Genomic DNA, 8,162 nt, shown 5'->3' on the forward strand with positions numbered 1-8,162 from the left:
ACCAGTTTCAGGCCTTCGCTGAGGTATTGCGGGCCGGTCAGTACGGGAGCAGGCATGGGGTGAGTCTCCGCGAGGTTGCAGTCGCGCCGACCTTACCGGCTTTGTGTGGCAGGTGAAAGCCTCTGCAACGGGCGCTAACGATTGCCGGGGCGCGTTATAGCGCCTGCCTATGCAGGGCATTGGCAAAGCATATTTCCGCCCGGCGCTGGGCGGGCATAGCCTGCGCGGCATCCCTTTGTGGGGCTTCCGACCCTAGGCACTCCCGGAAGTCCCCTTTTATTGCTGCCGGCATTGCCGGGAGGAGTTGTTGATGTCTGCTGATCGTCATGCCCGCGTGATCATTCTGGGCTCCGGCCCTGCCGGCTATAGCGCGGCGGTCTACGCCGCACGGGCCAATCTCAAGCCACTGCTGATTACCGGCCTGCAGGCCGGCGGCCAGCTGACCACCACCACCGAGGTGGATAATTGGCCCGGTGATGTGCATGGCCTGACCGGCCCGGCGCTGATGCAGCGTATGCAGGAGCATGCCGAGCGCTTCGAGACGGAAATCGTCTATGACCATATCAATGCCGTGGATCTGGCCGGCAAGCCGTTCACCCTGATCGGCGATAGCGGCACTTACAGCTGCGATGCCTTGATTATCGCCACCGGTGCCAGCGCCCGTTACCTGGGCTTGCCCAGCGAAGAAAGCTTTATGGGCAAGGGCGTGTCGGCGTGCGCCACCTGTGACGGTTTCTTCTACCGCAACCGTGAAGTGGCGGTGGTCGGCGGCGGCAATACGGCGGTGGAAGAGGCGCTGTACCTGGCCAATATCGCCAGCAAGGTGACCCTGGTGCACCGCCGTGAAACCTTCCGCGCCGAGAAGATCCTGCAGGACAAACTGCAGGCGCGGGTGGCCGAAGGCAAGATCGTGCTCAAGCTGAATGCCGAGGTGGATGAAGTGCTCGGCAACAACATGGGCGTGACGGGCGTGCGGGTGAAGAACAACGATGGCAGCTTCGATGAGCTGAGCGTCGATGGCCTGTTCGTCGCCATCGGCCATACGCCGAATACCTCGCTGTTCGAGGGTCAGCTGGCGCTCAAGGACGGCTATCTGCTGGTCAACGGCGGCCGTGAAGGCAATGCCACCGCCACCAGCATTCCCGGCGTGTTTGCGGCGGGCGATGTGGCCGATCACGTCTACCGCCAGGCGATCACCTCGGCCGGTGCTGGCTGCATGGCGGCGCTGGATGTGGAGCGTTATCTCGACGGCCAGTAAGCCTGAGAATGCAAAAAGCCTCGATTTGATCGAGGCTTTTTGCTGTCTGTGGTCTGCTTAGAATCTGTTTACGATCTTGCGAGCTAGAGCCAGACAAGGCGCTACGTAGTAACAGCCTCGGGCTGGTCAAAACGCCGAGGAAGCGGAGTTTACGAGTTGTAAATGAGCATTCCGAGGCTGTTTTTAACGCCGGATGGCCGACGCGCAGCAGATCGTAAGCAGGTTCTTAGACCCAGGTATTGAGCTGCAAATCCCGCGAACTCATGCGCAAAAACTGGTCACTGGCTTTGACCAGCAGGGCATGTTCATCGACGGTCAGTTCGCTGCTTTTGCGTCCCTGCGCTTCGCTGCGGTACAGGGTGCTGCCGCCTTGTTGGCGCAAGCGCTGGTAGCGCTGACTGCGCGCCTCCACCTTGAGCGTTAGCAGGTCGACATAGGCGACTTGCAGCAGTTCACTCTGCCCGGTTTCCAGGGCGCAGCGTTGCAGGGCTGGGGTGTGGGTAAAGGGCGATTCGGAGAGCATCACCTGCTGGCATTCGCTGAGGTCCGGGCGCGGTTCGCCGTTGTGGAACCAGTTGCCACGGATGTCGCGCTTGAGGTTGAGGCTGCGTTGGCCGTGGTTGTCGACCTTCAGCCACAGGCGGCGAAAGCGCCAGCGCGGGTCGCAGTTGAGCACGTAGGTGGCGGCGATGCTGTGGCCTTGCAGGCTCTGCATCAGATGACTGGTGGCGTTGATGCCGTGTTCATCGATGTTCAGGCGCAGGTTCTCTACGCCGGGGTTGTGCCATGGTTTCCATACCAAGGTCTGCTGCATCTTAGCGACTCCAAGCCAAGGTTGGAGAAACCCGGGAAGCGCGGCGGCAAGGCTGCACGGAGCACCTTCCCTGGTGTTCTCGTTCAAGTAATGGCGTGCAGCTTAGGCGGGTTGAAGGGTGATGTCTGTCAGCCTTTGCCGACAGTGGCGCAGGTTTCGGTACGCCTGTTCCGACGAGTGATTACAAACTGTTGCGTTGCAGCGACGGCTGCTCGAAGCGCACGCCCGCCAGGCCGGTGTCCATTAGTGCGCGGATATTGCCGTGGTCGCTACCGCTCGGGGTGGCCAGTACGCTGCGATAATGCTCACCAAAGCACAGCAGGGTTTCTTCCAGGCTCAGGCCTTCGAGCAACGCCAGGCCAAGGGTCTTGCACGAGCCTTCGTTCTGCCCGGCAGGGTTGTGCACCGTGCCATTGCTGAAGGCGCTGGGCTGGTACTGGTAGTGCTCGGCGATAAACGCCAGGGTTTCGGCGAAGGTGAAGTGTTCGCTGCGCAGCGTGGCGCGAAAGTCGTTGAGGCTGCTCATTACTTTTTTCCTTTGCTGAAGGCAGCCTGCTGCTCGGCGCTGGCTTCCTTCTGGTATTTGGCTTTCCACTCCGCATAGGGCATGCCGTACACCTCTTCACGGGCTTCATCCGGAGTAATGGCAACGCCGATGTCGTCGGCGGCGGCCTTGAACCACTTGGACAGGCAGTTACGGCAGAAACCGGCAAGGTTCATCATGTCGATGTTCTGTACGTCGGGGCGTGAGCGCAGGTGTTGCACCAGGCTGCGAAAGGCGGCGGCTTCAAGTTCGAGGCGTTCTTGCTCGGTCATGGCGATGCTCTCCAGGGGCAGGCGGGAATGCGTTGGCGGCGATGATAAGAGCATGCCCGGCTGACGGCAACGACCCGGCGCAGGACGCGCCGGGAATCATCCAGGGATTTTTCAGCGTTCTGTTTAGCGGTGCCCAGCGAGGGTGATGGACACCGACTCGGCAAAGCGCAGGGCGTGCAGTTTGTCCACTTCCACTTCGGCGTAGCGCACGTCCGGGTTGGCCATTACCAGGTCGAGAATTTCCTGGGTCATGCGCTCGAGCAGGGCGAAGCGGTTTTCTTCGACGTGGCGGATCACCGCCTTGGTGATGGTGCGGTAGTTCAGCGCGTGGTCAATATCGTTGTCACGCACCGCATCTACTGCCGGATAAAGGATGGTCAGGTTGATCAACACGTCCTGCTTGTTGTTGATCTCCTCTTCCTTGATACCGATAAAGGTGCGCAGGCGCAGGTCTTTGACGCGGATACGCGCCATCCCAGGTTCCAGTCGCGGCATTACTTGCTCCGTCCGATCAGTTGCAGGAATTCGTGGCGAGTGTTGCAGGATTCGCGGAAGGCTCCAAGCATCACCGAGGAGGTCATCACCGAGTTCTGCTTCTCCACGCCGCGCATCATCATGCACATGTGCTTGGCTTCGATCACCACGGCCACGCCGGCGGCACTGGTGACCTGCTGGATCGCATCGGCAATCTGCTTGGTAAGGTTTTCCTGAATCTGCAGGCGCCGCGCATACATGTCGACAATCCGCGCCACCTTCGACAGGCCGAGCACCTTGCCGGTGGGGATATAGGCCACGTGAGCCTTGCCGATAAACGGCAGCATGTGGTGCTCGCACAGCGAGTACAGCTCGATGTCACGGACGATCACCATCTCGTCGTTATCCGACTCGAACAGCGCGCCGTTGACCACCTCTTCCAGGCTCTTGTGGTAGCCGTTGCACAGGTACTGCATGGCCTTGGCGGCACGCTTGGGCGTGTCCAGCAGGCCTTCGCGCTCAGGGTTTTCGCCGACGCCGAGGAGGATCTCGCGGTAGTGATTGGGCAGTTCTGGGGTCATTGCAGGGTCCTCGCGGCCAGGCTCATTTGACATGGCGACCGCCGTTAACAGTAAGAGTGGTACCGGTGACATAGGGGTTGTCGAGCAGGTAGCGCAGGCTTTGGTAGATCACCAGTGGTCCGGGTTCGATGCCCAGTGCCGATTTGTTGAGGGTTTTGCTGCGGTAGTCGGCGTCATCGTCCGGGTTGAACAGGATCAGCGCCGGAGCAATGCCGTTGACCTTGATCTGCGGGGCGAAGCGTGCGGCAAACGACAGGGTCAGGCTGTCCAGCCCGGCCTTGCTGGCGCAGTAGGCGGGTCGTTTGGCGCTGCCCTTGCGTGTCACGTCGTCGCTGATATGCACAATATCGGCGCAGGCTGAGGCACGCAGCAAGGGCTCGCAGGCCAGGTTGATCAGATAGGGTGCGAGCATGTGCACGCTAAACAGCTGCTGAAAGGCAGCGGCTTTCTCGCCCGGCGCTTCTGCCAGCCAGTCGGAGGCGTTGTGCACTATGGCGCGCAGGCTATCAGTATGCGTTTTAAGCTGTTCGATAAAGGCCAGGATGCCGGCTTCGCTGGCAAAGTCCGCCTGCAGGGCCAGGGCGCCACGTTGCCTGAGCGCCTCGATAGCATCGCGTTCGCTGCGGTAAGTGACGATCACTGCATGGCCATCATCCAGCAGGCGTTCGGCGCAATACAGGCCGATGCGTTGGCTGGCTCCGGTTATCAGGATGGGGGCGGTGTTGGCGCTCATGCTCGACTCGACAAAAGAAAAGGGTGGGTTCAGCGACGCTACGCCGGGTTACCTGACCAGTAGGGCGTAACCTCGACTGAACCTGGAGTAAAGTTATACCAGCAATAGGCTTTGTACAACCATGCGCGCAGTGCGGGTACTGGGCTGTTTCACGCAAAAAAGCCTATTTCATTGAGCTGTATCGGTATTTTTTGCAAATAAGGGCTGAATAAAATTGTTTTAATCGTGTACAAGATTGGTTTTCTTGTACAGGTATGGTGGCCATGAGATCTTGGCAATTGAGTATTGCAGTGCTGCGTGGGCGGGTGCGTCATGTCGAAGTGCGCACCCTGCGTTGCTGTGGCTACCAGGTGCGGGTGGTCAGTCAGGCTGGCAGCGTGCGCACGTTGGAGTATGGGGCGGGGAATTCACTCTGGCCTGGCTTGGCGCTGCTCAAGTCGCGTTTGCGCCGTTGTGGGGTGCGGCAGATGTTGTTGCTACAGCCGGAAAGCCACGATGAGCTTATCGGCCGCGCCGAGCTGCTTGAGCCAGACCCAGGACTATGGATCGAACTGAAGTGAGGTTTCTAGCGCGGTGGTTTGTTAGTCGGACACGCAGCGGTTTTGCAGCGCCGACTGGCATCCGGGTGGGGTAGCCAGTCGAGGTGTGGGCGTAGCCGGCAGAACAGTCGGTAGCCCAGTTCCAGTAAAGGGCGCAATGCTCGCCAGGTCAGCGGCGCGGCCCAGCGCTCGAGGCCGGCGGCGCGCCAACTCCACAGCGTGGCATCCAGACCGGTGACCCATTGACCGTCGGCGAAGCGCGCATGTAGGCGGTTCTGCAGCGCCTCCCGGCTATGGCCGATGGACTCTGGGTGAAAGTCGTTGAGGCTGATATCGACCAGGCACAGGCGCTGTACATCGGCGCGCTGACGCAGCAGTTTGATCTCACGGGCGCACAGCGGGCAGTCGCCATCGTAGTAGAGGGTCAGGGGCCAGCAAGGTTGCTTGTTCATGGTCTAACTCTCTGTATAAGTCTTGTACAAAGTATGCCGGAAATAGCTGAGTTACAATGCGTGCAACATTTTTTCTGTGATACCCGCGCCCATGTCCGATCAGGTTGGTACTGCGTCCCTCGTTTCGAGTGCCCTCAAGCAGGAAGAGTTGTTTCCTATTCGTGAGGTGGCGCGCCTGACTGGCGTCAATCCAGTCACCCTGCGGGCCTGGGAGCGACGCTATGGGTTGATCCAGCCGACCCGCACCGACAGCGGCCATCGCCTGTATTCGCAGGTGGATATCGAGTCGGTGCGCAGCATCCTGGCGTGGATCGAGCGCGGTGTGGCGGTGAGCAAGGTTGGCAAGATTCTGGCCAAAAGCAGCTCGATCAAATCCGCCAGCTCACCGGTCTATGAAGAGGTCAGTGCCAGCGAGTGGGGCGAGTGGCAAGCCCAGCTGCGGCGCGCCATCAGTGCCTTCGATGAGCTGCGTCTGGATCGCCTGTATGGCCAGATTTTCTCCAGTTACCCGCTGCCGGTGGTGTTTCAGGACATCCTGATGCCGCTGTGGCAGGAGCTGTTGCTGCGTCAGGACGAGTACGGCCAGACCAGCGAGTGGCTGTTCTTCGATACCTTTCTGCGCGCCCGCACGCTGCAACGCCTGCAGGTACTGCGCGCGCAGGTCGAGGAGCGCGTGCTGCTGGCAGCCTTGCCGGGCCATTGCCGTGAGCTGGAACTCTTAGTCGCCGGCTTGCTGCTGAGCAGTGCCGACACCGCCGTCAGCGTGCTGGGGCTGGGTCAGCCGCTGGAAGAGCTGACCCTGATCTGCGAGAAAATGCAGCCCCAGGCCCTGGTGCTGTTCTCCAATCAGCCGCCCAGCGATGACCTGCCCAAGGTGCTCTCGCGCCTGGCGCTGGCGTTGGATTGCCCGCTGGTGATGGCCGGTGACGGTGCTGACCTGGCCGAGGAAAGCCTCAGCGGCTCGCCGATTGCCTGCCTGGGCAATGAAGGTCGCCTGATGCAGCGCCGTCTGCAGCAGTTTCTGGCTGGTCACCTGGATACCTGATTTTCTCTTAAGTACGCCTGAATAAGCGCGGTCGCCGTTTTGGCGGCCGCGCCTTCGCGTGCCTGCAGTTTGTTGTCGATTCCGATTAGTTGTACAACTTGTACAGAAAATTGCTTGCTATCTGGGGTGTTAGGCTATACAAAAGCTGTACATTATTTATTTGCGTACAGCTTGTATCCACTTGTACAGCTTGAGGACTCAGCAACATGACCCAATACCGCGCACCCCTTCGTGATATGCGTTTCGTTTTTGACGAGGTGCTCGACGCTTATGCCACCTTGCAGTCGCTGCCTAGTCAGCGCGAGTTCGGAGACGACCTCGGTGGCGCCATTCTGGAAGAAGCCGCCAAACTGGCGGAGAACGTACTGGCCCCGCTAAATGGCCCGGGCGATAAACAGGGTTGCCATTACGATCCGCAGAGTAAAGCGGTGCAGGCGCCGGACGGTTTCCGCGCTGCTTATCAGCAGTTCGCCGAGGGCGGCTGGACCGCGCTGGCCTGTACCCCGGAGTTCGGCGGCCAGGGTTTGCCCCATGTGCTGAATATGATGGTTGAGGAAATGGTCTGCTCGGCCAACCTGTCACTGGGCATGTACCCTGGGCTGACCCATGGAGCGATCAATGCGTTGACCGCCCACGGTGCCCGTGAACTGCAGGAGCGCTACCTGCCAAAACTGATCAGCGGCGAATGGACCGGCACCATGTGCCTGACCGAACCGCAGTGCGGCACCGATCTGGGCCTGATTCGTACCCGCGCCGTACCGCAGGCGGACGGCAGCTATGCCATCAGCGGCACCAAGATCTGGATCACCGGCGGCGAGCACGATCTGGTCGATAACATCCTGCATCTGGTGCTGGCCAAACTGCCAGATGCGCCGGACAGCGTGAAGGGTATTTCGTTGTTTCTGGTGCCCAAGTTCCTCGAAAACGCCAGCCGTAACCCGGCGTTCTGCGGCGGTTTGGAGCACAAGATGGGCATCAAGGGTTCCGCCACTTGCGTGATGAATTTTGAGGGCGCCCAGGGCTGGCTGATCGGCGAGCCGAACAAGGGCCTCAAGTGCATGTTCACCATGATGAATTCGGCGCGCCTGATGGTCGGCATGCAAGGCCTCGGCATTGCTGAAAGTGCTTATCAGGTCAGCCTCGGCTTTGCCAAAGAGCGCCTGCAGAGCCGTTCGCTATCCGGCCCGAAAGCGGCTGACAAACCGGCTGATCCAATCATCGTGCACCCGGATGTACGGCGCATGCTGTTGCGCCAGAAGGTGATGATCGAAGGCTGCCGCGCGCTGGCCTATTTCACCGGCCTGCATGAAGACGTCGCCCATGACCATGCAGACCCTGCCGTACGCGAGCAGGCCGATGATCTGGTACAGCTGCTGACTCCGGTGGTGAAGTCCTTCCTCACCGATGAAGGTTTCAACTGCGCCAACGAAGGCCTGCAGGTGTTGGGTGG

The 8,162-nt window shown here is 60.3% G+C and carries 11 protein-coding genes; 4 read left to right on the forward strand and 7 right to left on the reverse strand.

What is annotated here, in order from left to right; genetic code table 11:
* Positions 1-310: 310 nt before the first annotated feature.
* Positions 311-1,258, forward strand: a complete 948-nt coding sequence (trxB, locus tag WA145_RS11055) for a thioredoxin-disulfide reductase (protein WP_422581626.1) — start codon at positions 311-313, stop codon at positions 1,256-1,258.
* Between the two features lie 226 nt (positions 1,259-1,484).
* Here the strand turns inward: trxB and WA145_RS11060 are convergent, their stop codons facing one another.
* The 6 genes from WA145_RS11060 to folM all read right to left on the reverse strand — a co-directional run bounded on the left by WA145_RS11060 (position 1,485) and on the right by folM (position 4,676).
* Positions 1,485-2,072 (reverse strand): putative glycolipid-binding domain-containing protein, encoded by a 588-nt coding sequence (locus tag WA145_RS11060; protein WP_422581627.1) that lies wholly within the window; start codon positions 2,070-2,072, stop codon positions 1,485-1,487.
* A gap of 181 nt (positions 2,073-2,253) precedes the next feature.
* Complete coding sequence (locus WA145_RS11065; RefSeq protein WP_422581628.1) at positions 2,254-2,598, reverse strand: HopJ type III effector protein; 345 nt, start codon at positions 2,596-2,598, stop codon at positions 2,254-2,256.
* Positions 2,598-2,888, reverse strand: a complete 291-nt coding sequence (locus tag WA145_RS11070) for a DUF1244 domain-containing protein (protein WP_160013515.1) — start codon at positions 2,886-2,888, stop codon at positions 2,598-2,600. The genes WA145_RS11065 and WA145_RS11070 overlap by 1 nt, the downstream gene beginning before the upstream one ends.
* 123 nt (positions 2,889-3,011) lie before the next feature.
* Complete coding sequence (gene folX, locus WA145_RS11075; RefSeq protein ID WP_422581629.1) at positions 3,012-3,383, reverse strand: dihydroneopterin triphosphate 2'-epimerase; 372 nt, start codon at positions 3,381-3,383, stop codon at positions 3,012-3,014.
* Positions 3,383-3,943, reverse strand: coding sequence for a GTP cyclohydrolase I FolE (gene folE / locus WA145_RS11080; RefSeq protein ID WP_392540394.1), 561 nt, complete (start codon positions 3,941-3,943; stop codon positions 3,383-3,385). The genes folX and folE overlap by 1 nt, the downstream gene beginning before the upstream one ends.
* Before the next feature lie 22 nt (positions 3,944-3,965).
* A complete protein-coding gene (gene folM, locus WA145_RS11085) occupies positions 3,966-4,676 on the reverse strand; it encodes a dihydromonapterin reductase (protein WP_422581630.1) in 711 nt (236 codons plus the stop codon).
* Between the two features lie 263 nt (positions 4,677-4,939).
* On the opposite strand from folM, the gene WA145_RS11090 reads away from it, so the two are divergent.
* Entirely contained in the window at positions 4,940-5,236 is a 297-nt protein-coding gene (locus WA145_RS11090) for a hypothetical protein (protein WP_422581631.1), read from the forward strand.
* Positions 5,237-5,241: 5 nt separating this feature from the next.
* Here WA145_RS11090 and WA145_RS11095 read toward each other — a convergent pair whose 3' ends face one another.
* On the reverse strand, positions 5,242-5,667 hold the full coding sequence (locus WA145_RS11095) for a thiol-disulfide oxidoreductase DCC family protein (protein ID WP_422581632.1): 426 nt from the start codon (positions 5,665-5,667) through the stop codon (positions 5,242-5,244).
* 91 nt (positions 5,668-5,758) lie between these two features.
* On the opposite strand from WA145_RS11095, the gene WA145_RS11100 reads away from it, so the two are divergent.
* Together WA145_RS11100 and WA145_RS11105 are read left to right on the forward strand one after the other, a co-directional pair.
* On the forward strand, positions 5,759-6,712 hold the full coding sequence (locus WA145_RS11100; protein ID WP_422581633.1) for a MerR family transcriptional regulator: 954 nt from the start codon (positions 5,759-5,761) through the stop codon (positions 6,710-6,712).
* 206 nt (positions 6,713-6,918) lie between these two features.
* On the forward strand, positions 6,919-8,162 hold a 1,244-nt coding region (locus tag WA145_RS11105), incomplete at its 3' end, for an acyl-CoA dehydrogenase family protein (RefSeq protein ID WP_422581634.1).

Origin of the sequence: Pseudomonas sp., assembly GCF_049301935.1 — a bacterium.
Classification (GTDB): Bacteria; Pseudomonadota; Gammaproteobacteria; order Pseudomonadales; family Pseudomonadaceae; genus Aquipseudomonas.

Bases quoted from the DNA above. Each gene is read 5' to 3' on its own strand.
- trxB (WP_422581626.1), top strand. From the start codon at position 311: ATGTCTGCTGATCGTCATGCCCGCGTGATCATTCTGGGCTCCGGCCCT.
- WA145_RS11060 (WP_422581627.1), bottom strand. From the start codon at position 2,072: ATGCAGCAGACCTTGGTATGGAAACCATGGCACAACCCCGGCGTAGAG.
- WA145_RS11065 (WP_422581628.1), bottom strand. From the start codon at position 2,598: ATGAGCAGCCTCAACGACTTTCGCGCCACGCTGCGCAGCGAACACTTC.
- WA145_RS11070 (WP_160013515.1), bottom strand. From the start codon at position 2,888: ATGACCGAGCAAGAACGCCTCGAACTTGAAGCCGCCGCCTTTCGCAGC.
- folX (WP_422581629.1), bottom strand. From the start codon at position 3,383: ATGCCGCGACTGGAACCTGGGATGGCGCGTATCCGCGTCAAAGACCTG.
- folE (WP_392540394.1), bottom strand. From the start codon at position 3,943: ATGACCCCAGAACTGCCCAATCACTACCGCGAGATCCTCCTCGGCGTC.
- folM (WP_422581630.1), bottom strand. From the start codon at position 4,676: ATGAGCGCCAACACCGCCCCCATCCTGATAACCGGAGCCAGCCAACGC.
- WA145_RS11090 (WP_422581631.1), top strand. From the start codon at position 4,940: ATGAGATCTTGGCAATTGAGTATTGCAGTGCTGCGTGGGCGGGTGCGT.
- WA145_RS11095 (WP_422581632.1), bottom strand. From the start codon at position 5,667: ATGAACAAGCAACCTTGCTGGCCCCTGACCCTCTACTACGATGGCGAC.
- WA145_RS11100 (WP_422581633.1), top strand. From the start codon at position 5,759: ATGTCCGATCAGGTTGGTACTGCGTCCCTCGTTTCGAGTGCCCTCAAG.